25 protein-coding genes are annotated in these 23,246 nt (G+C 56.0%); 12 read left to right on the top strand and 13 right to left on the bottom strand.

Annotated elements, in window-relative coordinates:
* Window positions 1-24: 24 nt before the first annotated feature.
* The 7 genes from mltG to fabD form a co-directional block, all read right to left on the bottom strand.
* Complete coding sequence (gene mltG, locus ACR0AY_RS04510) at window positions 25-1,182, bottom strand: endolytic transglycosylase MltG (protein WP_170512919.1); 1,158 nt, start codon at window positions 1,180-1,182, stop codon at window positions 25-27.
* Window positions 1,183-2,448 carry a beta-ketoacyl-ACP synthase II gene (gene fabF / locus ACR0AY_RS04515; RefSeq protein WP_170396465.1) on the bottom strand — a complete coding sequence of 422 codons (1,266 nt, stop codon included), beginning with the start codon at window positions 2,446-2,448 and terminating at the stop codon, window positions 1,183-1,185.
* Window positions 2,449-2,651: 203 nt separating this feature from the next.
* Window positions 2,652-3,395, bottom strand: a complete 744-nt coding sequence (locus tag ACR0AY_RS04520; RefSeq protein WP_170396463.1) for a 1-(5-phosphoribosyl)-5-[(5-phosphoribosylamino)methylideneamino]imidazole-4-carboxamide isomerase — start codon at window positions 3,393-3,395, stop codon at window positions 2,652-2,654.
* A 123-nt stretch (window positions 3,396-3,518) separates the two neighbouring features.
* Entirely contained in the window at window positions 3,519-4,058 is a 540-nt protein-coding gene (locus ACR0AY_RS04525; protein WP_170512917.1) for a GNAT family N-acetyltransferase, read from the bottom strand.
* 141 nt (window positions 4,059-4,199) lie between these two features.
* Window positions 4,200-4,433 (bottom strand): acyl carrier protein, encoded by a 234-nt coding sequence (locus tag ACR0AY_RS04530; RefSeq protein ID WP_008756330.1) that lies wholly within the window; start codon window positions 4,431-4,433, stop codon window positions 4,200-4,202.
* 210 nt (window positions 4,434-4,643) lie between these two features.
* Window positions 4,644-5,381, bottom strand: coding sequence for a 3-oxoacyl-[acyl-carrier-protein] reductase (fabG, locus tag ACR0AY_RS04535; protein WP_170396459.1), 738 nt, complete (start codon window positions 5,379-5,381; stop codon window positions 4,644-4,646).
* Window positions 5,382-5,425: 44 nt separating this feature from the next.
* A complete protein-coding gene (gene fabD, locus ACR0AY_RS04540; protein WP_170512916.1) occupies window positions 5,426-6,364 on the bottom strand; it encodes an ACP S-malonyltransferase in 939 nt (312 codons plus the stop codon).
* Window positions 6,365-6,536: 172 nt separating this feature from the next.
* Between fabD and ACR0AY_RS04545 the strand changes: the two genes are divergently transcribed.
* Window positions 6,537-7,766: a cytochrome b/b6 domain-containing protein gene (locus ACR0AY_RS04545; RefSeq protein WP_170396455.1), complete on the top strand. Its 1,230-nt coding sequence runs from the start codon at window positions 6,537-6,539 to the stop codon at window positions 7,764-7,766.
* Window positions 7,767-7,819: 53 nt separating this feature from the next.
* On the opposite strand, the gene ACR0AY_RS04550 is transcribed toward ACR0AY_RS04545, so the two are convergent.
* Together ACR0AY_RS04550 and ACR0AY_RS04555 are read right to left on the bottom strand one after the other, a co-directional pair.
* Window positions 7,820-8,392, bottom strand: coding sequence for a YceI family protein (locus ACR0AY_RS04550; protein WP_170422240.1), 573 nt, complete (start codon window positions 8,390-8,392; stop codon window positions 7,820-7,822).
* Between the two features lie 126 nt (window positions 8,393-8,518).
* Window positions 8,519-9,028 carry a hypothetical protein gene (locus ACR0AY_RS04555; RefSeq protein WP_480453760.1) on the bottom strand — a complete coding sequence of 170 codons (510 nt, stop codon included), beginning with the start codon at window positions 9,026-9,028 and terminating at the stop codon, window positions 8,519-8,521.
* 278 nt (window positions 9,029-9,306) lie between these two features.
* Between ACR0AY_RS04555 and rpsF the strand changes: the two genes are divergently transcribed.
* The 6 genes from rpsF (at window position 9,307) to ACR0AY_RS04585 (ending at window position 13,141) form a co-directional block, all read left to right on the top strand.
* Window positions 9,307-9,660 carry a 30S ribosomal protein S6 gene (gene rpsF / locus ACR0AY_RS04560; RefSeq protein WP_068332653.1) on the top strand — a complete coding sequence of 118 codons (354 nt, stop codon included), beginning with the start codon at window positions 9,307-9,309 and terminating at the stop codon, window positions 9,658-9,660.
* A 27-nt stretch (window positions 9,661-9,687) separates the two neighbouring features.
* Complete coding sequence (rpsR, locus tag ACR0AY_RS04565; protein WP_005608650.1) at window positions 9,688-9,915, top strand: 30S ribosomal protein S18; 228 nt, start codon at window positions 9,688-9,690, stop codon at window positions 9,913-9,915.
* A 12-nt stretch (window positions 9,916-9,927) separates the two neighbouring features.
* Window positions 9,928-10,548 (top strand): 50S ribosomal protein L9, encoded by a 621-nt coding sequence (gene rplI, locus ACR0AY_RS04570; protein WP_170396450.1) that lies wholly within the window; start codon window positions 9,928-9,930, stop codon window positions 10,546-10,548.
* A 153-nt stretch (window positions 10,549-10,701) separates the two neighbouring features.
* Window positions 10,702-11,187, top strand: a complete 486-nt coding sequence (locus tag ACR0AY_RS04575) for a lytic transglycosylase domain-containing protein (RefSeq protein ID WP_170511990.1) — start codon at window positions 10,702-10,704, stop codon at window positions 11,185-11,187.
* A gap of 278 nt (window positions 11,188-11,465) precedes the next feature.
* Window positions 11,466-12,167 (top strand): autoinducer binding domain-containing protein, encoded by a 702-nt coding sequence (locus ACR0AY_RS04580; protein ID WP_170396446.1) that lies wholly within the window; start codon window positions 11,466-11,468, stop codon window positions 12,165-12,167.
* A 119-nt stretch (window positions 12,168-12,286) separates the two neighbouring features.
* Entirely contained in the window at window positions 12,287-13,141 is an 855-nt protein-coding gene (locus ACR0AY_RS04585; RefSeq protein WP_170396444.1) for an acyl-homoserine-lactone synthase, read from the top strand.
* Between the two features lie 95 nt (window positions 13,142-13,236).
* On the opposite strand, the gene tig is transcribed toward ACR0AY_RS04585, so the two are convergent.
* The 3 genes from tig to ACR0AY_RS04600 all read right to left on the bottom strand — a co-directional run bounded on the left by tig (window position 13,237) and on the right by ACR0AY_RS04600 (window position 17,760).
* Entirely contained in the window at window positions 13,237-14,568 is a 1,332-nt protein-coding gene (gene tig, locus ACR0AY_RS04590) for a trigger factor (protein WP_170396960.1), read from the bottom strand.
* Window positions 14,569-14,751: 183 nt separating this feature from the next.
* Entirely contained in the window at window positions 14,752-15,876 is a 1,125-nt protein-coding gene (locus ACR0AY_RS04595; RefSeq protein WP_170512913.1) for a porin, read from the bottom strand.
* 300 nt (window positions 15,877-16,176) lie between these two features.
* Entirely contained in the window at window positions 16,177-17,760 is a 1,584-nt protein-coding gene (locus tag ACR0AY_RS04600; RefSeq protein WP_170512911.1) for an NAD(P)H-hydrate dehydratase, read from the bottom strand.
* Between the two features lie 169 nt (window positions 17,761-17,929).
* On the opposite strand from ACR0AY_RS04600, the gene ACR0AY_RS04605 reads away from it, so the two are divergent.
* The 5 genes from ACR0AY_RS04605 (at window position 17,930) to ACR0AY_RS04625 (ending at window position 22,452) form a co-directional block, all read left to right on the top strand.
* Window positions 17,930-18,268, top strand: a complete 339-nt coding sequence (locus ACR0AY_RS04605; protein ID WP_170396438.1) for a P-II family nitrogen regulator — start codon at window positions 17,930-17,932, stop codon at window positions 18,266-18,268.
* Between the two features lie 33 nt (window positions 18,269-18,301).
* The gene (gene glnA / locus ACR0AY_RS04610; RefSeq protein WP_170396436.1) at window positions 18,302-19,708 is read left to right on the top strand and encodes a type I glutamate--ammonia ligase; all 1,407 of its coding nucleotides are present in this window, start codon (window positions 18,302-18,304) and stop codon (window positions 19,706-19,708) included.
* A gap of 128 nt (window positions 19,709-19,836) precedes the next feature.
* Window positions 19,837-20,484: an MSMEG_1061 family FMN-dependent PPOX-type flavoprotein gene (locus ACR0AY_RS04615; RefSeq protein ID WP_170512908.1), complete on the top strand. Its 648-nt coding sequence runs from the start codon at window positions 19,837-19,839 to the stop codon at window positions 20,482-20,484.
* A 67-nt stretch (window positions 20,485-20,551) separates the two neighbouring features.
* Window positions 20,552-21,346, top strand: a complete 795-nt coding sequence (locus ACR0AY_RS04620; protein ID WP_170512906.1) for a lytic murein transglycosylase — start codon at window positions 20,552-20,554, stop codon at window positions 21,344-21,346.
* A gap of 176 nt (window positions 21,347-21,522) precedes the next feature.
* Window positions 21,523-22,452, top strand: a complete 930-nt coding sequence (locus ACR0AY_RS04625; protein WP_480444140.1) for a hypothetical protein — start codon at window positions 21,523-21,525, stop codon at window positions 22,450-22,452.
* 36 nt (window positions 22,453-22,488) lie between these two features.
* On the opposite strand, the gene ACR0AY_RS04630 is transcribed toward ACR0AY_RS04625, so the two are convergent.
* Window positions 22,489-23,232 carry a heme-dependent oxidative N-demethylase family protein gene (locus tag ACR0AY_RS04630; protein WP_170512902.1) on the bottom strand — a complete coding sequence of 248 codons (744 nt, stop codon included), beginning with the start codon at window positions 23,230-23,232 and terminating at the stop codon, window positions 22,489-22,491.
* Window positions 23,233-23,246 lie beyond the last annotated feature (14 nt).

Below are 23,246 nucleotides of genomic sequence, written 5' to 3' on the forward strand. Positions count from 1 at the left end.
ACCTGTACAACACGGACGATTGAATCAGTTCCCGGAATTCCGCTCAGCCTCGATCTCACGCCACTTTGCGACGTTGCGATTGTGCTCTTGCAGGGTCTCGGCAAAGGCATGACCACCGGTTCCGTCCGCAACAAAGAAGATGAAATCCGTGTTGTCAGGTGCCACCGCAGCCTCAAGGCTCGCAAGACCCGGATTGGCAATCGGGGTGGGTGGCAGCCCTTCGATGACATAGGTGTTCCAAGGCGTCGCACGGCGCAGTTCGCTTTGCCGCAAACCGCGACCCAAAGTACCCTGCCCTTTGGTTACACCATAGATCACCGTCGGGTCTGTCTGCAGCCTCATACCTTGGTTCAGACGGTTAACGAAAACGCTGGCTACCTGGCCACGCTCTTCCGGCTGACCTGTTTCTTTTTCGATGATCGAAGCCAAAATCAGCATCTCTTCGGGGCTGTTCAGAGGTAAACCATCCTGACGCCCCTCCCACGCTGCGTTGATTCTAAGCTGTTGTTTTTCCTGCATTTCAGCAAGAATTGCATTCCGATCTTCACCGGGTCTGACCTCATAACTGTCAGGGGCCAACATCCCTTCAGCGGGCAATTCTGCTACTTCGCCGGTTAGCAAATCCATCGCCTTTAGCGACTCGACAATCTGCCAACTGGTGACGCCTTCAGCTAACGAGATGCGATAACGCGTATCCGCCTCACCGCGTTTTTCTGCATAAACTTCCGGGGCGTCCTCTTCGCCGATCACAAAGGAAGCCACCTCATCAAAATCCAGAGTCGCCGGGTTCAGTTCCCGCACGCGGGTCTGCATACGGGTCACGCCAATGCGGTATTCGATCTCGGTCCCGCAAGTGCTGGCACCGCTATGAGTTATGTCGTCGACGATTTGCTCCATCGACGCGCCTTCGCGAACCAGAAAGCTACCCGCTTTCAGCTGCTGAGATTTGTCTGTGTAATCAGCAGCTAAGCGGAAAATCAACCCGCTGCTGATCGCACCTTGATCCTCGAGGTCACGGCTGACCCGTGTCATGTTGGAGCCTGGCTTTACCTGCAGGCAGATCGCGGTTTCCAGCGGTCCTTCGGACTTGTATTGCGACTGCCCCCACAGGACGACACCGCCCATCAGGAACAGCCCAACGATCAGTATTGTCAACGCATTCGAAGCGAGCGCTCGCCACATTTAGCTGACCTTTCCGAAGATCACACTTGCATTGGTGCCGCCAAACCCGAACGAGTTCGACAAAGCCACGTTGATCTCACGCTCTCGTTTTGCATTCGGTGCCAAGTCGATCGGAGTCTCCACCGCAGGGTTGTCCAGGTTGATGGTCGGCGGTGCAACCTGATCGCGGATCGCAAGGATCGAAAAGATCGCCTCAATCGCGCCAGCGGCGCCCAGCAGGTGACCAGTGGCTGATTTGGTCGAAGTCATCGTCGCGTTGCTGGCGTGATCCCCCAGCAGGCGTTCTACCGCGCCCAGCTCAATCGTATCCGCCATGGTCGAGGTCCCATGCGCGTTAATATAATCCAGATCCTTCGGCTCAAGCCCCGCACTACGCAGCGCTGCTTTCATCGAGCGTTCGGCCCCGTCGCCATCCTCGGACGGCGCGGTTATGTGATAAGCGTCACCCGACATCCCATAGCCCAGAACCTCGGCATAAATCTTGGCACCGCGCGCTTTGGCGTGTTCGTAATCCTCAAGAACTACAATGCCTGCACCTTCGCCCATGACGAAACCGTCGCGGTCGATGTCATAGGGGCGGCTCGCTTTCTTTGGATCATCGGCGTATTTGGTCGACAGCGCCTTGCAGGCGTTGAAGCCGGCGATACCGATTTCGCAAATACAGCCCTCGCCTCCACCTGCGATCATCACGTCTGCATCCCCGGCGCGGATGATGCGGCTGGCATCACCGATCGCATGAGCACCGGTCGAGCAAGCCGTCACGACCGAGTGGTTCGGCCCCTTGAACCCATGACGGATCGAAACCTGCCCCGAGGCCAGATTGATCAGCGCGCCCGGGATAAAGAACGGAGAAACCCTGCGCGGACCTTTGTCGCGGATCAGGTTGGCCGTGTTGGCAATTGATCCCAGCCCACCGATACCGGACCCAATCAGAACGCCCGTGCGCAGGCGGTCTTCTTCGTCTTCGGGCAGCCAATTGGCATCCTTGCAAGCCATCTCGGCTGCAGCGATGGAATATAGGATGAAATCTTCAATCTTGCGCTGTTCTTTCGGCGGCATCCAATCGTCAGGATTAAACGTCCCGTTGGTGCCATCTCCGCGCGGCACTTCGCAGGCATAGGTCGTGGTGACCCCGCTTGCCTCGGCATCAAACTGCGTGATTGGTCCTGCGCCGGATTCTCCATCCAGCAGCCGTGACCATGTTTCCTCGACCCCACTGGCCAAAGGAGTGACCAATCCAAGACCGGTTACAACGACTCTGCGCATGAAGTGCCTCTTGCCTGCTTCCTGTTATGAGAACCGCTCATACCCCGGCCCGGGGTGCGGGGGCAAGAGCAACGGCATATTCTGAACCGGCATCCTTGTGCCGTAACCTGTTCAAATCCTCTGTCAATTGAGTTGAACGATGCCTGAAAGGCAAAAACCCGCCCTTCCTTCAACGGGAAAGGCGGGTCGTCTGGTACTGAAGTTTACTGGAACTCGGCGACTGGCTCGTGTGCCGATTGGGCGACCTCCAATGCTTCGGACAGATCGACGGACTTGCGGAACAGTGCCCGGCCAACGATCGCACCCGAAATATTCGAGATATAGGCGAGACGAGAGATATCGTCGCTGGTACGCACGACACCGCTGGCTATGATCGGTGTACGCGATTTTTCGGCCAGTCCTGAAATCAGACCCAGCTGCGCCTCGACGTCTTCCATATCGCTATCGATATCGGTCACCAAAATTGCTGCAAGAGGCGTATCCGCGAAAGCTTCGATGAAGGCTTCCGGGGTAAACGCACTTTGGCTGCGCCAACCTTCGGTCATCACTTGCCCTTGCCAAACATCAACCGCCAACACGATCTGGTCGGGATAAAGCTTGGCCAGTTCCTTAACTAACTGCGGGTCCCAGGCCGCAAGTGTGCCAATCACGATTCGACCAGCCCCTTTGTTGATCCAATGTTCAACATGCTCGCGGGTCCGCATCCCCCCTGCCAACTGCACTGACATTTCAGAGGAGCGAATGATTTCTTCGATCAGTTCTGAATTGGTATCCCGGCCTTCGATCGCGTCAAAATCCGTAAGCTGCATCCATTCCGCTCCAGCCGCAGACCAGCCGCGCGCGGTCTCGACCGGATCTACATGCCAGATCATCGCTTCATCCAGACGCCCCTTGTCCAGCGTAACGCACCGACCGTTCTGCAACTCCATCGTGGGGTAAATCATCATGATTCATATCCTCCGCTGAATCATTCCGTAATTCCACGATAGCATAGAGTCTCAATTTGCCGCTTTGTTTCACAAGATCGGCAAAGCTCGTCCATTTTGCGGCATCGCACTGCCCAATGCGTTTCACACCTGTGTAGGAGGTCCGTCACGGCGAAACAGATGAACGGGCGTGTCGCGGTATTCAGCTTCGCGCAACAGCTTGTAGCCCAGCTTTTCAGCCAATCGCTGTGAGGCTGCATGGTCCGCGTCGATCAGCGCAACCAACGGGCCCGGTATGATCCGGTCGAACCAGTCGTGCGCCGCCTGCGCGGCCTCACACCCGTATCCTTGCCCCTGCATGTCCGGGGCCAGAACCCAGCCGGCTTCGGGAAAACCATCAAAATCATCGCCCAGAGACCGGTTGCCATAGAAGAACCCGGCTTGCCCGATCAGAGTACGATTCGACTGCAGCATCACACCCCATTGACCGAACCCGGTCATCTGCCAATGTCCAGCGTTGCGCAGGAAAGAATCCCACGCCTCGCCGCGCGTTTTCGGGGTGCCTCCGATATGGCGTACAACTTCGGGGTCGCGCCAGATTTCGGCGAACCGGTTGAAATCCTCGGGGCGCATTGCACACAAGGTCAGACGCGCCGTATTGATCATCGGGGTGGATCTTATCATGCCCTTGCCCGCTCAGAAACTTGCCTCAGGTGTCAGAGTGCGGAGCCTCAACGCCTCAAAGCAAGCGCGAAATGTGGCAGAGCATAAAAAAACGGCGCTTCCGTTGCCCGGAAGCGCCGTTTTTGTCTCAGTCAGGTCAGCTTAGGAAGCTTCGCTGATGAATTTGACCGCGTCGCCAAAGGTCTGGATGGTCTCGGCTGCGTCGTCCGGAATCTCGATGCCGAACTCTTCTTCGAACGCCATTACCAGCTCAACGGTGTCCAGGCTGTCTGCGCCCAGATCGTCGATGAACGAGGCGTTTTCGGCAACCTTGTCCTCTTCAACACCCAGGTGCTCAACAACGATCTTCTTTACGCGATCTGCGACGTCGCTCATGTCTATTCCTCATTTCAATTTCAGGGCTGTCCGCCCGGTTCTGCCCTTGCCCGTTCGGGGTGGACTTGTTTTGCCCTTTCCGGGCGGTTTGGGTCCCGGGTCCCCGGGAAATCAGAGAACCGGCCCTTGGACCGGTTCCTGCGCATATGCGCCGCCTATAGCACAGACAACGCACAAGGCAAACGCTTTCGCGCCCACCCTGAATTGCGATTACAACATGGCCATACCGCCATTCACATGCAAGGTGCTTCCGGTAACATAACCTGCTTCAGGGCTTGCCAGATACAGCACAGCGGCTGCGATTTCCTGCGGATCACCCATACGACCGGCCGGAACCTTGAGCAGCAGACCCTTCTTTTGCTCATCCGTCAGCTTCTCGGTCATCGCGGTGGTGATAAAGCCCGGCGCAACCGCATTAACGGTAATGCCACGGGTCGCAACCTCATGCGCCAGCGCCTTGGAAAAGCCGATCATGCCGGCCTTGGAGGCAGCATAGTTCGCCTGCCCTGGGTTTCCGATCGCAGCCACAACGGACGAGACATTGACGATCCGACCCCAGCGCGCCTTCATCATGCCCCTGATCACGCCTTTGCACAGCTTCATCGTTGCGGTCATGTTCACGTCGATCACGCTCTGCCATTCTTCATCCGACATGCGCATGAACAGGTTGTCGCGTGTGATGCCTGCGTTGTTCACCAGAATATCAACCGAGCCCATCGCCTCAGCCGCTTGTTTCGGCAGGGCCTCGACGGCTTCGGGATCGCTCAGGTTACACGGCAAGACATGCGCACGATCGCCAAGGCTGTCGGCCAGAGCTTGCAGAGGCTCCACGCGCGTTCCGGAAAGGCCAACAGTTGCACCAGCGTCGTAAAGCGCGCGGGCGATATCGCCGCCAATACCACCCGAAGCACCGGTGATTAGCGCATTCTTACCTGTCAAATCAAACATCTATGTTTCCTCTCTGGCCGCCGAATCCGGCGGCTGTCCCTTATTCATGCGCCGGGGTTAACGGCTTTTTGTACATCTTCAGGCGTCCCGACCGCTGTGCAGACCAGAGCACGGTCGATCTTGCGGATCATGCCCGACAAAGCTTTGCCCGCGCCGATCTCCCATGCTTCGGTCACACCCTGCGCGACCATGTACTGTACGCTCTCTCGCCACCGAACCGAGCCGGTGACCTGTTCCACCAGCAACTGACGGATCATATCTGGATCAGCCACAGCTTCGGCGCGAACATTCGCAACCAAAGGCACGGCAGGCGCTTTGATTTCAACCGAGGCCAAAGCCTCTGCCATTACATCTGCCGCAGGCTGCATCAGCGCACAGTGAAATGGAGCACTTACCGGCAACATAATTGCACGCTTGGCACCTTTTTCCTTGGCGATCTCGGCTGCGCGCTCAACAGCGGCTTTTGAACCAGAAACGACTACCTGGGTTGGGTCATTGTCATTGGCAGCCTGACAGACTTCATCTTGCGCGGCCTCTTCCGCAACGGCGCGCACCGCTTCAAGATCGAGCCCCAGAATGGCGGCCATTGCGCCCTCGCCCACCGGCACTGCACTTTGCATCGCCTGCCCGCGCGTCCGCAGCAGGCGGGCAGTATCGGCAACCGTCAAGGCTCCGGCCGCAGCCAGCGCCGAGTATTCACCCAGCGAGTGACCCGCCACATAAGATGCCATTGAAATCGAAACGCCTTCGGCCTCAAGTGCGCGCATTGCGGCCATCGAGGTTGCCATCAGCGCGGGCTGTGCATTCTGAGTCAGGGTCAGCTCTGCGATATCGCCGTCCCAGATCAGATCGCTCAGTTTTTCGCCCAAGGCCTCATCGACCTCATCGAAAACGGCGCGGGCGGCTGGATATGCCTCAGCCAAGGCCTTGCCCATTCCGATGGTCTGGGCGCCCTGCCCGGGGAAAACAAACGCGCGTGTCATTGGTGCCTCTTGCGTGACGTCAGATTTCGGCGGGGTTTAAACTGACAATCGGCGCGGCACAAGCATTGCCTGCGTTCTGCATCAGGACACCTTTACTGTGCATTTCTCTGTCTTGTGTCCACACGGCATCCATTTAACTTACCCTCAATTCAGAAACTCGGAGAGCCAATCGATGCCCCTTACCAACACCCGGTCCAGCTATGGTGGTGTAACCAAAGCATTTCACTGGCTGACCGCGCTACTGATCCTGACGGCTCTGCCACTGGGCTGGTTCGCGAACCAATTGGCCCATGCGATTTACGATCCGAGCATTCCCACGACCGAGGATGACATCGCCCGCGCCGCCCAGCTGTTTTCACTGCACAAAACCATTGGTGTTACCGTGTTCTTCGTCGCACTGGCCCGAATCCTTTGGGCTGTTACCCAGACGAAGCCGGGCTTGCTGAACGCTGAAAACAAACCCGAGGCCTTCGCCGCCGAAACTGTGCACTGGCTGCTGTACGGCTCGCTTGTTCTGGCTCCGCTCAGCGGCTGGATCCACCACGCCGCCACCGACGGCTTCGCGCCGATCCTATGGCCCCTTGGTCAGAACCTGCCGCTTATTCCGAAGTCAGCTTTCCTTGCAGACATCAGCGCCAGCCTGCATTGGCTTTTCGTCTGGGCCCTGGGTGTGGCGCTCGTGCTGCACATAGCGGGCGCGCTGAAACACCATGTCGTGGACAAAGACAGTACCCTGCGCCGTATGCTGCCCGGCCAATCGGACGCGCCGGAACCCCCGGCACAGCACCATTCCATTGTTCCCGCCTTCGCCGCCTTGGCAATCTGGGGCGCGGTGCTGGTCGGAGGTTGGTCCACCGGTGTCTTTGACGACCAGTCCAAAGCAACCGAAGACACGGCCGAACTTGCGCAAGTTCAATCGGAATGGGAGGTCGAAGACGGATCCCTGTCGATTACTATCTCGCAATTGGGCAGTCCCGTAAGCGGCGAGTTTGCAGATTGGACTGCAGCGATAGCGTTTGAGGATCCCGCCGAGCCGGGATTGGCCGGTTCCGTCGATGTAACGATTGCCATTGGTTCACTCAGCCTCGGCACGGTCACCGACCAAGCGATGGGTGCGGATTTCTTTGACAGTGCGCAGTTTCCTACGGCCCAATTTAAGGCCGACCTGTTCAAAACGGATGCGGGTTATGAGGCGCGAGGACCTCTGACAATCCGGGACAAATCTATCGATGTTGTCCTGCCATTTACGCTGGAACTGGCCGACGATGCAGCGACGATGTCGGGGAATCTGGAACTCAACCGAATGGATTTCGACGTTGGAACATCGCAACCCACCGAAGATTCGTTGGGGTTCACGGTTATCGTGGCAGTCGAATTGACGGCAGAACGCGACAACAAATAAAAAACCGCCGGGGCGCATAACCCCGACGGTTTCTTTTTGGGATCATGAAGGGATTAGTCGGCCTTCTGTGCCTCGATCGAAATCTTGACCTCGACCTCGTCACCCACGAATGGAGCGAATTGGCCCAAATCAAAATCGCTGCGCACCAGCGTCGTGGTGGCGTCAAATCCGGCCCATGGCTTGCCCGCCATCGGGTGTTCACCCACTTGGTTCAGCTTGGCATCCAGAACCACGGATTTGGTGACACCATTCATGGTCAGATCACCGGTGATATTGGCCGTGTTCTCGCCAGTGACCTCGATACCAGTTGAAGTGAAGGTCACCAGATCACCTTCGGCTGCGCCAAAGAAATCTTCGGTCATGAAGTGATCTTCGCGCGGCTTCCAACCGGTGATCATCTCAACGACCGGCATCGAAACAGTCACGCTTGATGCTGCCGGGTCTTCCTGATCAAACATGATTTCGCCCTCAAAGCCCGAAAACATGCCCGTGGTGGTCGAAAAGCCAAGGTGGTTCCAACTGAAGATGACCTGGCTATGGCTGGAGTCTAAAACGTATTTTTCAGCACTGGCGAATGCTGTGGTCGCCGATACGGCCAAAGCAGCAGCAATAAGGGTGGATTTCATAACAATCTCCGCAATGGTGTTGTTGCAAACCGGGTGGGTTGCTCACCTACGAAAATGTGCCGCCCAAGGGCGGCACACAAGTTTTTTTGATTCACAACTTCTGTTCCTTTTTGAACAGAATAAAAATCAGGCGAAAATTGTTACGTTTTGGCTGAGTTGGCCTTTGAGCGCTGAGCCGACATCCGCCGATTCCAGCGGCAGCTTCATCAGCAGGCTTCCGTCGACATCGTACAGCTCGACCTGATCGTCAGCGAAACGCGCACCACCCAGCGAGTCGTAGCTGCGGCGCAGAACCGTTTGCGGCCGACCGTTTTCGTTTTTCTGCAGAATGCGGACCTCGCGGCGGATCGGGTCGAAATAGGCGTCAGGGCGCGCATCCATCACCTCGATGGTCAGCAGGCTGACACCAACAATCAGGAACATCAGCGAGGCGACCAATTTGATGGGCCAAACTTCGGCACCCATAACCGAACCCGGCATCAACCACATCGAAAAGGCCGATACGATCAGAAAGACACCCACAGCACGCAGCAGGAACATCCGGGCGCGCCAATTCGGCGCAAAGGTAATCAGAACGGGTACGGATTTTTCAAATACCGCACGAGGCGCCGATTGTTCAAAAGTGTTTGTGTTCATGACGGCCATTGTCTTGCCCTGTCTGTATTTTCCAATATGCCGGGTTCTTCCGGCTTCATGAACAACCTCGAGGCGAAAAGCGTCAGGAATTGGGCGCGGCAGTGGAAATTGGGCGACTTCACAAAGGCATATGTGGCAGGACTTGCCCCGCCCGCTCAAACGTGTATACGGGGCCATCCTTCGCATGAGTTATGAATCGCGCAGCCTCTCGTGGCAGGGTCGCGAAGGATCATCTGGCCCCGCCTTTGAAATGCGCCTTGATATAAACAGGAGTGCACATGCCACTGTATGAGCATGTAATGATCGCGCGTCAGGATCTGTCCAACGCGCAGGCAGAAAGCCTTGTCGAACATTTCGGCACCGTTCTGGCTGACAACGGCGGCAACGTCGTCGAAAGCGAGTACTGGGGCGTCAAGACGATGGCTTACAAGATCAACAAGAACCGCAAAGGCCACTATGCCTTTCTGAAAACCGATGCCCCTTCGGGCGCGGTTCAGGAAATGGAACGCCTGATGCGCCTGCATGACGACGTTATGCGCGTTCTGACCATCAAGGTCGACGAGCATGCCGAGGGCCCCTCGGTCCAGATGCAGAAGCGCGATGAGCGCGAAGGCCGCCGCGAGCGCCGCTGATCAACGCCTGACGAAAGGACATAAACCATGGCCGCAAAACCATTTTTCCGCCGCCGCAAGGTCTGCCCGTTCTCGGGTGAGAACGCGCCGAAAATCGACTACAAAGACACACGTCTGCTGCAGCGCTACATCTCTGAGCGTGGCAAGATCGTACCTTCGCGCATCACCGCCGTTTCGGCGAAAAAGCAGCGTGAACTGGCCCGTGCTATTAAGCGCGCCCGCTTCCTCGCCCTGCTGCCCTACGCCGTGAAGTAAGGAGAGACTGACATGCAAGTTATCCTTCTGGAACGCGTTGCGAAACTGGGTCAGATGGGCGACGTCGTTGACGTCAAGCCCGGCTACGCCCGCAACTTCCTGCTGCCCCAAGGCAAAGCGCTGAGCGCATCGAACGCCAACATCGCGTCGTTCGAAGCCCAGAAAGCCCAGCTTGAGGCACGCAACCTGGAAACCAAGAAAGAAGCTGAAGCGCTGGCTGAAAAGCTGGACGGTCAGCAGTTCATCGTGATTCGTTCGGCATCGGATGCCGGCGCACTGTACGGTTCGGTCACCCCGCGTGATGCCGCAGACGCCGCAACCGAAGCTGGCTTCACCGTCGACAAGAAACAGATTGCCCTGATCGCTCCGATTAAGGAACTGGGTCTGCACTCGGTCGCAGTCAACCTGCACCCCGAGGTAGAAGTCGAGATCAAGATGAACGTCGCACGTTCGGAAGAAGAAGCCGAACTGCAGGCATCGGGCAAATCGATCCAGGAACTGGCTGCTGAAGAAGAAGCCGCTGCCGAATTCGAAATCGCCGAACTTTTCGACGATATAGGCTCTGCCGCTTCGGAAGACGAAGATCTGGTTGCCGAAGAAGCTCCGGTCGAAGAAGACGAAGCAAAAGCCTGATCTGGCTGCATATCCAATATCAAAGGGCCGCGCTTTTACGCGGCCCTTTTTCTTTTTGTTACTTCGCAAGCAAAATTCGGCCCGATTGTTCGCCTGGCCTTGCAGACCGGCGAGGGTTTCATATCATCGCCATTCGCAATCAGGAGTATTTTGATGACCCCCCTCCTTCGTCGCCGCGTCTTAACCTTGTTACTTATGGCACCGCTTGCAGCTTGTGGCAGTCCTGGCAGCTCGGGTTCCGGCGATACGTTCGATCCCCCCCTCTACCCCAATGAAACACCCGAGCTTCGCGCCTCGATCAATAAATGGGCTGACCACTACGAGCTCCCGCGGGAGTTGGTGCACAAGCTGGCCATCCGTGAAAGCACACATCGACCGTGGGCGGTGAACCGGCCCTATTATGGGCTTCTGCAAATCCTCCCGGCCACTGCGCGATCAATGGGTTACACTGGAAACGCCGAAGGCCTGCTGGACGCCGATACCAATCTGGAGTTTGCCGGAAAATACCTGCGAGGCGCCTGGCTTTTGTCTGATGGAGATCAACAACGTGCCATCTTTCTTTATGCCAAAGGATATTGGCCCGAAGCAAAGGCCAGGGGCATGCTCGTCGAGACGGGTCTGGTTTCTGCCACAGAATAGGCATGTTTAATTCGCATTTCGACTGTAATGCACATACATAACCTTCGAAATGCCACGGCGAATCCCATGACCTACTGCACAACTCTGACGTTAAATCTTTTAAAGGTGCGTAATTGTGTGCCCGAAAGGCACATTTACCTATAAAAGGCAGACATTTCCCACATCTTCTTGTCTTGACAAGCGAAATGTGGTGTCCTGCTTGACGTCAGGGAAGACAGTATCATTTTCCTGGCCAAGGGGATCCGCCCGCTCACTCGGGTCTAACTGGTCGTTACCGTATGGATATTGTTGATCTCAGCACTCTTCCCGAACAGGATACTCGGTATGACGAGTTCCTGCGTCAGGTCTGTGACAAATATGAAATGGACCACGCAGCCTATGCGGGTATGAATCCTGCTGCAGGTACGATTCACGGCCATGTGACTTATGGGGACGACTGGAAAACCCACTATCAAGAGCAAGGCCTGCACCTGATCGATCCGACGCTGCACATGAGCCAGCGCAGTATCGCTCCGGTCGACTGGAGCCGTCTGGAACGCGGTAAAGATTTCCAGCGCGTTTTTCGCGATGCACATGATTTTGGCATTCCAGATCAAGGCATTACGATTCCGGTTCGCGGGCCGTACGGAGATATCGGCTTGCTTAGCGCAGTGCGCGAGTGCAGCCGGGATGAGTGGAAGAAACTGGTGCCCAACGTGATAAGTGACCTGCAATCATTGGCCGTACACATCCATGACAATGTCATGACATCGGATACGATCAGCCGGATGCTGTACCACCCGACCCTCTCCAGCCGAGAATTGGAGATTTTGCAATGGGCCGCAGCGGGTAAATCGCAACAAGATATCGGCGATATCCTGTCGATTTCGCACCGCACGGTTGAGGTGCACTTGCGCTCTTCTCGCGAAAAGCTTAATGCACTGACGACTCCGCAGGCTGTCGGTCGGGCCATCGGAATCGGCTTAATCTACCCAGGATAAAGCCAAATTTTGCCGAAATTGGGCTAAAAAAAGCCAATATTACGGGAAACCCCCAATAGATTCGCTGTGGAAACCGGGTAACGTCTTATCCACAGACAGATCACTCGAAGGGGGTTAACATGATTTTGGTAGTTGATGGGCTGAACAGACATCTGTTCACCGAAGTTCTTGACGATATGTTCGAACTGCGCGCTCGGGTTTTTGGTGGACGACTTGGATGGGACGTCCACATCGAAGACGGCAAGGAAATCGATCAGTTCGATCACCTGGATCCTGCATACGTAATTGGTCTCGACGATGAGGGGAACGTCGTAGCCGCAGTACGTGCACTCCAGACCACCGGCCCGCACATGCTTTCAGATGTGTTCTCGGATATCTTATGCGGCGAAGCGCCGATGCGCAGCGCGACCATGTGGGAATCCACCCGCTTCTGCGTCGACACGCAGCGACTGACCCGAGGAAAAGAGAAGAACTCGGTTTCTTACGCGACCTGTGAGCTGATGATCGGATCTCTGGAATACTGCCGTAGTGCGGGTATCCAGGACATCATCACCGTGATTGACCCGGTTATGAACCGCGTTCTCAAACGCTCGAACTGTGCGCCTTACGACTATGTGGGCGAAACCGTTCCGATGGGCAAGGTACCGGCCATGGCGGCGTTGCTGGATTGCACAGAAGAAAGGATTTCGGGTCTTCGCGAATTCGCAGACATTCACCACGATGTCTTTATCGAAGAAGAAAAGGCGTTGGAGTTCTTCGAGGCCAAAAAGGCCGCCAAACTCAGCCCGGCAAATCGTGACCACAAGCCGCTCACCGATCTTGAGAAGTACTTTGTCGAACAGATGAGTGCGGCCAAGACGGAAGAAGAAAGGCAGGCAGTGCTGAAACTGATCGAAGCGCTGTCCGACACATTCACCCCAGAGCAGAAGACCGCTCTGTTACAGACCCCCCGTGCTTTTGCTCATGAGGCCTGACCCCCTCACCTCATAGTACAAAGCCACCCATGCGGAGCCGTCTAATTCGAGACGGCTCCGCTTTTTTTTGACCCCTAATGGGGGAAGGAAGAGGATTATTCCTCTTCCAGTGCCTCAACGGCTTTTTGCAGATCGTCCTTGCTGACTTCTTTGTCCGCAACCTGAGCCAGTTCGAAGACGTAGTCGACAACCTTGTCTTCAAAGATAGGCGCACGCAGCTGCTGCTGCATTTGGGCGTTCTGCTGCACAAATTCAAAGAACTGGCGCTCCTGGCCCGGGTACTGACGCGCCTGGTTCATGATCGCTTGTGTCATTTCCGAGTCGGTCACTTCAACCTCGGCCTTCTGGCCCAGTTCGGCAAGCAGCAGGCCCAGACGCACGCGGCGTTCGGCAAGCTTGTTATGCTCGTCGGTTGGTTCGATCGGATCGTGATCGTGACCTTCAACGTCAGGGTTTTCCTCGTGCCACAGCTGGTGTGCGATCTGCTTGGCTTCGGCTTCTACCAGTGACGGCGGCAGGTCGAACGAGACTTTCTCGTCCAGCACGTCCAACAAAGCGCGCTTCATAACTGCACGGGACGCACCAGCATATTCGGCTTCCAGACGCTCGGCGATCTGTGCCTTCAACCCAGCCAGATCTTCGGCACCAAATTTCTTGGCCAACTCGTCGTCGACCTCAGCCGCGACCGGCTCTTTCACCTCTTTGATGGTGCAGGTGAAAACGGCGTCTTTGCCGGCCAGATGCTCAGCACCGTATTCTTCGGGGAAGGTGACGTTGACGTCTTTTTCTTCCTCGGCCTTCACACCAACCAACTGCTCTTCAAAGCCGGGGATGAAGCTGTTCGAGCCCAGAACCAGCGGGTAATCTTCAGCCGAACCGCCTTCGAACTCTTCGCCGTCAACCTTACCAACAAAGTCGAACACGATCTGGTCACCGTCTTTGGCTTTCGAACCTTTGCGACGCGCTTTGAAGTTCTGCGCGGTCTCAGCCAGGTTGTTCAGCGCTTCTTCCACGGCTGCGTCGTCCGCTTTGACAACCAGCTTTTCCAGTTCGACCGATTTCAGGTCAACTTCCGGAATCTCGGGCAGCGCTTCGTAGGACATCGCAACTTCTACGTCGTCGCCTTCTTTCCAGTCCTCGTTGGTCATCTTGACCTCGGGCTGCAATGCAGGACGTTCGCCGCTGTCCTCAAAGTGCTTGTTCATCGCACCGTCGATGGTTTCTTGCATCGCTTCGCCAAGCAGGCGCTGGCCGAACTGCTTTTTCAGCAGAGCCATCGGCACCTTGCCTTTGCGGAAACCCTTCATTTCAACCTCGGGCTGCGCTTCGGTCAGTTTCTCGTTGACCTTGTCGTCCAGCTCGGCTGCGGTCACAACGATGTTGTAGCCGCGCTTCAGACCTTCGTTCAGCGTCTCGGTAACCTGCATTTTGGTAGTCCCCATAGGATTCGGGGCGCGCAAAACGGGCGCGCCGGGCAAATTTGACGCCTTCTATTTGCACAGCCGCCTGCGTGCAAGAGGCAAAGGCCCTTTCAGGCTGGTTTTACCCCTATTACAGACGAAAAAACGCCCCGGCACGGCCGGAGCGTTCGATCATCGAAAGCTGAGAAATCAGAACCTCCAGCGGGCCCCCAGCACCCACGCCTCGTTGTTGTCGAACGAAGCGCCATCTTCGAAATCGTGATTGCGGTATTTCAGATATGCATCTGTATTGATGCTGTCGATACGCTGAACAACAGCGATGCCCCAAGCATCGGTGCTGGAACCGTCATTTACGAAGTCCGAGCCCGAGTAATAGTCGATCCCGATACCGGTTTTACCCCAGGATACCCACTGATCCTCATAGGCAATCTTGCCGTAGAAGTAGTTCGGGTCAGACGCACCATCCGCGTCATTGTCCCGCGTACCGGCGGCTGCGGTGAAGCTCAGGCCGTTTTGCAGCATAACCGAGGCCGACCCGATCGTATCCTTGCGGTCCCCCGATCCATCGTCAGCCGAACGCACCGAGTATGCAACCGCCGCTGCAAATTCAACCCCGCCGCCGAAGGTGTTGTTATAGCGAAGGCCGATATCGTAATAGTCATCGTCATCGCTGCTGGACAGAATGTTCTGACCATAGGCGATGCCGGCCTTAAAACCGCTGAACTCCGGCGTGTCATACCGAACGCGGCCACGGCGCGCACCGTCAAAGTTGCTGCTGGAATCGCCAACGGTGATGTCGCTCAGAAAACCGTCAGTACCGCGATAGAAGAACCCGCCATTTTCATCGTTGGTAAAGGAATACAGCGCGGTTCCGACGTAAGACAGATCCACTTCGGCAGCGCCATCGGCCACCATGCTGCCCTGACCGGCCGAGAATTTACCCCAGACACCGGCAAGTGCGAAATCCGCGTGACGGATATCTTCACGCGTCCAGCCGCTGAAATCTGTGCCCAGCTGGTTCCACTCGCTCGAGCTCGGCAGACCAAGCCCGGTTTCAAAACGGAAGGTGAAATCGTTGTTGCCGAAGGGCTGCAACAGTTCCAAACCGACGCGGCTGTTTGACAGGTCATTGTCCAGAACGCGCGTTTCGGTCTCTTCACCGTCGTCAACCGAGATTAAGGCCGGGTGCAACTGACCATAAAGCAGGACATAACCGCCCGTGTTGTTTTCGTATTTCAGTTCGGCGGCGGCGGGGATTGCCGTTGTTGCGACAAGCGCCGCTGCTATCGAAGTCAGCTTAAAATTCACTGTCATGTCATTCACCATAGATGGGTCAGTTTTTTTGATATTGCCGATATGCGCACCTGGATTAACGGTTCCAATGATTGCTAAAGCTTATTAGCCCGGCATTGCATTTCTGCCACAGGCGGAGGCGGGGACCTTCAGGGAAAGCGTTTTATAATCAATATTTTGACCTAGTTCGAAAGCAGCACCCAGCTAACCTGCAAGACAATTCTTGCGCTGCGTGTTGCAGCTTGCAAACACCCGATATGCGCACAGGTAAATCATAAGGCGAAACATTGCCGCTTTGACCCGCGATCGGCCAATATTTGCCTATGACCCATTGATTTCAAGCCGTGCGAATACCGCTGGCACTTGTTCCGGCAGATCTTCAGCAATCAACCCCGGCCCAAATTGCCTGGCGCATTCCACATGTAACCAAGCTGCGGCCTTGGCTGCAGCCATCGGGTTGAAGCTCCGCGCCAATAGCCCCGTTATGAACCCGGCAAGCACATCGCCTGACCCTGCTGTCGCCAGCCAGGGTGCCGCCCGGTCAAACAGCGCCGCATTGATCGCACATTGCCCATCCGGTGCAGCAATCACCGTGTCAGGGCCCTTGTATAGTACCACACAGCCAGCCTGCTTGGCCGCCTCACGCACGGCATCCACTTTGGAATAAGCCGGCCCTCTGCCCGGCTTGACCGAGAGCTTTTCGGTGATCTCCGGGAACAATCGCGCAAACTCGCCCCCGTGCGGTGTCAGAACACATCTGTCATGGAGCATGTCCAACAGCACCTCTGGCGCATCAGCAAAAGCCGTCAAAGAATCCGCGTCGAGTACTGCGGGACGCCCCGAGGCCAGCGCCGCAGGAACCAGCTCCTGCGCACGTGCCAGCCCCAAACCAGGACCGAGGCATAGTGCATTCAACCGCGTATCCATCAGGACTTCCAACAGATCATCGCCGCTCTGGACCCGCTGCAGCATCAGCGCAGTGATGTGACTGGCAACCTCCATCTGAGCCGAGGGTGGAACACCCAGCGTCACCAATCCGGCCCCGATGCGTAATGCACCACGTGCCGCCAGCCTTGCTGCGCCGGTTGCCCCCGCACCTCCGCTAATAATCAAGGCATGCCCATGCGCATATTTGTGTAAGGCAGTTGCCTTCGAAAAATCAGCATCCGGGGCGGTCACCAGTTTGACCGCACCCTGAAGTCCCTCCTCCAAACCAATGTCCTTGACGACCAATCGGCCACTTCTGACCGGCCCCAGCCCCAGATAATGCCCCAGCTTTGCAGTATGAAACGATACCGTGAGCCTGGCCTGAACCGTCGCGGTCCCCGGGGCCAGCTCACGCCCACTATCGGAACACAGGCCAGACGGCATATCAACGGATACTGTCTTTTCGGCGATGGCTGGATCCAAGGCAGTCATTTCTGCCCATTTTAGAACATCACCCTCAAGCGGTCGCTGTAAGCCCGTCCCGAATAACGCATCGACATAAAGGTCAGCCCCTTGATGCGCGGCAAACACTTCGGAAAATGGGTGAACCTCCCCCAATTCGCCCCACCTGTCATGATTCACACGCGCATCTGGTGGCAGCTTCGCCGGATCACCAAGAAGAAATGCCGCCACCTCCCAGCCGCGCTCCCGCAGCAAGCGTGCAACAACAAATCCATCCCCCCCGTTATTTCCTGGCCCGCAAAGAATTACCGCACGCAGCGGATCCTCTTCATCTGGCCCCAAATACCTCGGGGGTGCGGGGGCTGGCCCCCGCTGCAGCTCTGGCCATTCTTCAAATACGGCTTGAAGAACACCGCGCCCCGCCCGCTCCATCAGCTCCAGTCCGCTCACGTCACCGGACTCAATCGCGGACTTTTCGATCGTCCGCATCTGTGCCGCTGTCAGCAACTCTGCCATATTGCGCCCTCACGCGATTCAATTCTGATTACATTTTGTGCGCATCGATCAAAATTTAACCCGTTGCACGATTTCGCAGCACCACAAGGCGACCATATTCGCAGTTCCATTGCCGCCTGACCTTAGACGTGATCATTGCCTTCGAGACAACCATACAAGGTGAGCCGGAATGAAAAAGATCGAAGCGATCATCAAGCCGTTCAAACTGGACGAAGTGAAAGAGGCGCTGCAGGACGTGGGAGTCCAGGGCCTCAGCGTGGTCGAGGTGAAAGGCTTTGGTCGCCAGAAAGGTCACACCGAACTTTATCGCGGCGCAGAATATGTTGTCGATTTTCTACCCAAGGTAAAGGTCGAGGTCGTGCTGGATGATGATCAGGTTGACGCAGCGATCGAAGCCATCGTTAGCGCCGCAAAGACCGACAAGATCGGGGACGGAAAAATCTTTGTCTCACCTATCGAACAAGCCATTCGTATCCGCACCGGCGAAACCGGTTCGGAAGCCCTGTAACACAGCAATCTTCAAATCAGAGGAACAAATAGTATGAGCAAGGACGCAGTTCTTCAGCTGATCCGTGATGAAGACGCCGAATACGTCGACATCCGCTTTACCGACCCGCGTGGCAAACTTCAGCACGTCACCATCATGTCCGATCAGGTTGATGAGGACTTCCTGGAAGAGGGCTTTATGTTCGACGGTTCGTCCATCGCGGGCTGGAAGTCGATTGAAGCTTCCGACATGAAACTGATGCCCGACACCGACAGCGCCTATGTCGATCCTTTCTATGCGGAAAAGACCATCTGCCTGCACTGCTCGGTTGTGGAGCCTGACACTGGTGAAGCTTATGAACGTGACCCGCGAGGCACCGCTCAGAAAGCCGAAGCGTACCTGAAGGCTTCCGGTATTGGTGATGTGGCCTATATGGGTCCTGAGGCCGAATTTTTCCTCTTTGATGATGTTCGTTTCTCGAACAGTATCAACAAGGTATCCTACGAAGTTGATGCGACTGATGCATCGTGGAACACCGACACCGAATACGAGATGGGCAACATGGGCCATCGTCCGGGCGTCAAAGGTGGTTACTTCCCCGTAAACCCCGTTGACGAAGCGCAGGACCTGCGCTCGGAAATGCTGTCGACCATGAAGCGTCTGGGCATGAAGGTCGACAAGCACCACCATGAGGTTGCATCGTGTCAGCACGAACTGGGCCTGATCTTCGACAGCCTGACCAAGCAGGCCGATGAGCTGCAGAAATACAAGTACGTGATCCACAACGTTGCACATGCCTATGGCAAATCGGCGACTTTCATGCCGAAGCCAATCGCAGGTGACAACGGCACCGGCATGCACGTGAACATGTCGATCTGGAAAGACGGCAAGCCGCTGTTCGCGGGCGACAAATACGCCGACCTGTCTGATGAGGCGCTGTACTTTATCGGCGGCATCCTGAAACACGCCAAAACGCTGAACGCCTTCACCAACCCGGCAACCAACAGCTACAAGCGTCTGATCCCAGGGTTCGAAGCTCCCGTCTTGCGCGCCTATTCGGCCCGCAACCGTTCAGGCTGCGTGCGTATTCCGTGGACCGAAAGCCCGAAAGCCAAGCGCGTCGAGGCCCGCTTCCCCGATCCGGCCGCAAACCCCTATCTGGCGTTCGCCGCGCTACTGATGGCCGGTCTGGACGGCATCAAGAACAAGATCGATCCGGGCGAAGCCATGGACAAGAACCTGTACGATCTTCCTGCCGAAGAACTGGCCGACATCCCGACCGTCTGCGGCTCGCTGCGCGAAGCTCTGGAAGCGCTGGCATCTGATCACGACTTCCTGCTGCAAGGCGACGTGTTCACCAAAGACCAGATCGACGGCTACATCGCGCTGAAGATGGAAGAGGTAGAAACTTACGAGCACACGCCTCACCCGGTTGAGTACGGCATGTACTACAGCTGCTGATTAAGAATTTTCGACGAAAATTCTCAGGGGGCGCCCATCGGGCGCCCCTTTTTCTGTATCTCCGCGAGATTTGACGGATCGATGATGATCTTTCAAAATTTGAGCTCAACATCAGGCGGAGAGAGCACATGCCCGCAAGCGACAAACCCTTTTCTGAGTATTCAGGACTTGTAACCTCGAAAAAAGATCTGGAACGCATTTGCGGGCAACCCTTGCCGCAGATCATTGCAAAGGAATTGCCTGCACTTGATGAGATGTGTCGAGACTTCATCGGCATGTCCTCGTTCTGCCTGATCGCTTCGGCCAATCCCGATGGGCATCTCGATATTTCGCCTCGTGGCGATCCTGCGGGGTTTGTGCAGGTGCTCTCGAACTCGATGATTGCGATCCCGGACCGGCCTGGGAACAAGCGCGTGGATACGTTTCATAATGTGCTGAAAGATCAGCGCGTCAGCGTGATATTCTTTGTCCCCGGAAAATTGGAAACTCTGCGCCTGCGGGGATCCGCGAGAATTAGCGCAGATCCCGAACTTCTTTCAAACATGGCCGTTGGTGGACGCGTGCCCAAGCTGGCCCTGTTGATCCATGTCGAAACCGTCTTTGCGCACTGTCCCAAATGCATCATTCGATCAAACCTGTGGCAACCCGATGAATGGCCGGACTCATCCAGTCTGCCAAATATGAACGCGATGATGGTCAAACATGCCAAGATCGACAAAACCCCGGATGAATGGTTCGAATCCCTGAAAGGCACAGACGAGCTTGATCTCTATTAAAGCACTTTGCGGTAGGTCGAACTCGGCTTAGGCTGAGCGTAGTTTTTTCAGCACTCGGATTTCCTCTATGCCTCGTCTTCGCCTTTACGCTGCACTCGCGTTCCTTCTGCCCTCGGTGGCACTGTCCGCCCCTTGTGGGAATACCAGCAGCGGGTTTGAGACCTGGAAAGCCGACTTTGCCAAAACCGCCAAACGAGCGGGTGTGAAAAAGAAGGGTCTGCAAGCGCTCGCACAAACGCAATATGCAACACGTACGATTGCCGCGGATCGCAATCAGAAGAGCTTTAAATACTCATTAGACAAATTCATGCAGGTGCGCGGGGCAAACACCATCGTTGCGCAAGGGCGCAAGCGCAAAGCTCGCAATCCGCAGTTTTACGCCGCGCTCGAGCGTCAATATGGCGTACCGGCGGGTGTGCTAATTGCCATTCACGGCATGGAAACCGGCTTTGGAGGTTTCATGGGCGATAGTCAGGTTGTTTCCGCAATCACGACATTAGCCTATGATTGTCGCCGGTCCGAATTCTTCATCCCGCACGCTATCGGCGCCTTAAAACTGGTTGACCAAGGTACCCTTACGATGGCGACAAAAGGGGCAAAACATGGCGAGCTGGGGCATACGCAGTTTCTGCCCGGCAATGCCCTGACCTATGGTGTGGACGCCACGGGCGATGGTCGGGTCGATTTTTATAACATGACCGACGCGCTCGCCTCGACCGCGAATTTTCTACGTAAGAAAGGGTGGAAGCCCGGTCGCGGCTATCAACCCGGAGAGCCGAATTTTGCGGTCATACAGCAATGGAATGCGGCCTCGGTCTACCAGCAATCCATTGCAATCATGGCGGCGCGAATCGACAACTAGGGCAGTCATAGGCTTGACGTCAGAGCACCTGAATTCGGCCACATTGTTGCCACATAGATTTAAGGAAACCCCGATTTTCTTGGTTTCCAAAGCGTAATCAATCTTGGAATATTTCGACTTTTTTCCATTTTGGTCAAAATTTGCGCCATTTCGCCTGTTAATTTGTTGTGAAGATTATGACAGCAAAGGAACATGCTGTGACTGCAAAGCATAGTTACCACGGTGGCCTCCAGTTTGACGGGTCGGCAGATGGCGCGCTTGAGCGTCTGTGCGAGGTCGTCTCGACGACGCTGGGTGACTATGGCCATCTGGTCGAGCGCAAGACGCTTCTTAGCGCATCAGAGGCCAGTATCGTCAGCAGCCAATATCTCGTGCGTCTGACATTGGACTCGGAACCAACCCAAGTAGATCACAATCACCATGAGCGGATGGATCGAACCGCTGGTCTCAAAACTATGCCGCGTGCTGCGGTAACCCTGCCGGGAAACCGGCTGACGATCTCGATTTGTCCGGTGTCAAAACTGCTCGATGACAGTGAAATATCCGAGTTGATGCTTGTGGTGATCCTGTACCGAATGGTCGACATCTGCACGACCCGTCGTGTCGAATGGTTGTCGCCCAAAACGGTTCTGACCATCGAACAATTCATGAGTGCCTTTGATTCAATTGCGCCGCGCAACGCCCGGAACCGAAAGCAGATTTTCGAAGCAGTCAGCGGCCCATTTGCGGGGCTCGATCTGCCCGATCCTGATGCGGAAAATACACAGACCAAACACGCCAAGCCGCGTCCGATCAAGCTAAGTGACGACCAACTGCTCAGTATCGCCTTCCGGACCGAGGCTGATGCTCCCCTGCCCGCCGGCAACATTCACCAGTCCGAGGACGAAACGGAACGCCCAAGCGATATTCTGCGACTGACCAGCTGGGGCATGACTGGTGCTGTGGCAAGCATATCGACACCGATTGCCATATCCCTGGCAGCAGTCAATCTGATCCGGGGTGAGGATTTTCGCCTCAACACTCAAGTTCTGGCTTTTACCACAGCGATTTTTGGCCTGAACGCTACGAATGCTTTTGCCGAGGTCGCCAGCGCGATTGGCATGTAATCAAATTACCCAAGACCCTCCTTGGAGGCCCCGCCGTCAGGCGGGGTTTTCCATTTTAAGGACCTGATCAGCGGCCATTACATAAGTGTGGATCGCGAACACCACTGCGTTTGTCTCAGGTAAACGCAAGAGAGTCTGACGTTCACTACGCAGATATCGGGCCGAATTTTCGTCCCGCGGTGTGCGTCGCTGCATGAGACTGCGCGGTTGGAACAATTCGGCATCATTGTACCAAAGCGCATTGAACCGCCAGAGTGGCCGGTCGGGCTGAATGCCGTCAAACAAACGTTGAACTCTGCGGGCAATATTGGCGTCGTAGGCGTCAACCGGTTCATGGATCCCGATCAACGGGCGCATGAACTTTTCTGACAGCATCCAGCTTGCGGGAAAGCACAGGATCGCGCCAGTCAAAACATGCTCGTCATCGTGTTTCTGCAGAATGCAGAAATCCTCTTGCACCAAATGGCATAGCGTTTCCAACGGGCGTTCCCGGTCAACCTCAACCCGTACACCGTCGGGCCGCACAACGTGATCGGAGACATTCGGATAAACTTGCTGAATGACCAGTTCCAGCAACTCCTGCGCGGGTGCCAACGCCTCGGGGCTTTGCGCCAAGACATCCTGTTTTTGCTGCGCCAACAGCGCCGCGCGTCGTTGCATCTGGGCAGAAAATGCATCGTCGCGATGCAACCAAGCCCTGGGGTCCGCGGGCTTAATGCCAGGCAGCGGGTTTAGGGCGAGTGGATCATAGGGAATGGCTTGCTGTAATATCACGGTCATAGTCGAGGCATAGC

The sequence above is a fragment of the Ruegeria sp. A5 genome, assembly GCF_056543005.1.

Bases quoted from the DNA above. Each gene is read 5' to 3' on its own strand.
- rplI (WP_170396450.1), top strand. From the start codon at position 9,928: ATGCAAGTTATCCTTCTGGAACGCGTTGCGAAACTGGGTCAGATGGGC.
- ACR0AY_RS04555 (WP_480453760.1), bottom strand. From the start codon at position 9,028: ATGAACACAAACACTTTTGAACAATCGGCGCCTCGTGCGGTATTTGAA.
- ACR0AY_RS04520 (WP_170396463.1), bottom strand. From the start codon at position 3,395: ATGATGATTTACCCCACGATGGAGTTGCAGAACGGTCGGTGCGTTACG.
- mltG (WP_170512919.1), bottom strand. From the start codon at position 1,182: ATGTGGCGAGCGCTCGCTTCGAATGCGTTGACAATACTGATCGTTGGG.
- rpsF (WP_068332653.1), top strand. From the start codon at position 9,307: ATGCCACTGTATGAGCATGTAATGATCGCGCGTCAGGATCTGTCCAAC.
- fabD (WP_170512916.1), bottom strand. From the start codon at position 6,364: ATGACACGCGCGTTTGTTTTCCCCGGGCAGGGCGCCCAGACCATCGGA.
- ACR0AY_RS04575 (WP_170511990.1), top strand. From the start codon at position 10,702: ATGACCCCCCTCCTTCGTCGCCGCGTCTTAACCTTGTTACTTATGGCA.
- ACR0AY_RS04550 (WP_170422240.1), bottom strand. From the start codon at position 8,392: ATGAAATCCACCCTTATTGCTGCTGCTTTGGCCGTATCGGCGACCACA.
- tig (WP_170396960.1), bottom strand. From the start codon at position 14,568: ATGCAGGTTACCGAGACGCTGAACGAAGGTCTGAAGCGCGGCTACAAC.
- ACR0AY_RS04600 (WP_170512911.1), bottom strand. From the start codon at position 17,760: ATGGCAGAGTTGCTGACAGCGGCACAGATGCGGACGATCGAAAAGTCC.
- fabF (WP_170396465.1), bottom strand. From the start codon at position 2,448: ATGCGCAGAGTCGTTGTAACCGGTCTTGGATTGGTCACTCCTTTGGCC.
- ACR0AY_RS04630 (WP_170512902.1), bottom strand. From the start codon at position 23,232: ATGACCGTGATATTACAGCAAGCCATTCCCTATGATCCACTCGCCCTA.
- glnA (WP_170396436.1), top strand. From the start codon at position 18,302: ATGAGCAAGGACGCAGTTCTTCAGCTGATCCGTGATGAAGACGCCGAA.
- ACR0AY_RS04625 (WP_480444140.1), top strand. From the start codon at position 21,523: ATGACAGCAAAGGAACATGCTGTGACTGCAAAGCATAGTTACCACGGT.
- ACR0AY_RS04595 (WP_170512913.1), bottom strand. From the start codon at position 15,876: ATGACAGTGAATTTTAAGCTGACTTCGATAGCAGCGGCGCTTGTCGCA.
- ACR0AY_RS04615 (WP_170512908.1), top strand. From the start codon at position 19,837: ATGCCCGCAAGCGACAAACCCTTTTCTGAGTATTCAGGACTTGTAACC.
- ACR0AY_RS04545 (WP_170396455.1), top strand. From the start codon at position 6,537: ATGCCCCTTACCAACACCCGGTCCAGCTATGGTGGTGTAACCAAAGCA.
- ACR0AY_RS04530 (WP_008756330.1), bottom strand. From the start codon at position 4,433: ATGAGCGACGTCGCAGATCGCGTAAAGAAGATCGTTGTTGAGCACCTG.
- ACR0AY_RS04585 (WP_170396444.1), top strand. From the start codon at position 12,287: ATGATTTTGGTAGTTGATGGGCTGAACAGACATCTGTTCACCGAAGTT.
- fabG (WP_170396459.1), bottom strand. From the start codon at position 5,381: ATGTTTGATTTGACAGGTAAGAATGCGCTAATCACCGGTGCTTCGGGT.
- ACR0AY_RS04620 (WP_170512906.1), top strand. From the start codon at position 20,552: ATGCCTCGTCTTCGCCTTTACGCTGCACTCGCGTTCCTTCTGCCCTCG.
- ACR0AY_RS04605 (WP_170396438.1), top strand. From the start codon at position 17,930: ATGAAAAAGATCGAAGCGATCATCAAGCCGTTCAAACTGGACGAAGTG.
- ACR0AY_RS04525 (WP_170512917.1), bottom strand. From the start codon at position 4,058: ATGATAAGATCCACCCCGATGATCAATACGGCGCGTCTGACCTTGTGT.
- rpsR (WP_005608650.1), top strand. From the start codon at position 9,688: ATGGCCGCAAAACCATTTTTCCGCCGCCGCAAGGTCTGCCCGTTCTCG.
- ACR0AY_RS04580 (WP_170396446.1), top strand. From the start codon at position 11,466: ATGGATATTGTTGATCTCAGCACTCTTCCCGAACAGGATACTCGGTAT.